Origin of the sequence: Mesorhizobium sp. M1A.T.Ca.IN.004.03.1.1 (assembly GCF_003997555.1) — a bacterium.
In the GTDB taxonomy this organism is placed as follows: domain Bacteria; phylum Pseudomonadota; class Alphaproteobacteria; order Rhizobiales; family Rhizobiaceae; genus Mesorhizobium.
The window spans coordinates 1-278 of sequence record NZ_RZTV01000234.1 but is presented as its reverse complement, the minus strand read 5'-3'; the positions used below and the strand labels follow the sequence as shown (position 1 = coordinate 278).

Sequence of the window (278 nt, the reverse complement as noted above, 5' to 3'; positions counted from 1 at the left end):
GTTGTGGCCTGCCAGCAGGAACGTTCGCAGCACAAGAACCGGGCCAAGGCCTGGGAAATGCTGCGTGCCCGGATGTACGAAGCAGAGTTGAAGAAGCGCGAAGAGGCTGCCAACGCCGAAGCCGCTTCCAAGACGGATATCGGCTGGGGTCATCAGATCCGCTCCTACGTGCTGCAACCCTACCAGCTGGTCAAGGACCTGCGCACAGGCGTCGCCAGCACCGCTCCGGATGACGTGCTCGACGGCGATCTGAACGAATTCATGGAAGCGGCCCTTGC

The 278-nt window shown here is 61.9% G+C and carries 1 protein-coding gene; it reads left to right on the top strand.

What is annotated here, in order from left to right; all coding sequences use genetic code 11:
* On the top strand, positions 1-278 hold a 278-nt coding region (locus EOD29_RS31485; RefSeq protein ID WP_281059242.1), incomplete at both ends, for a peptide chain release factor-like protein.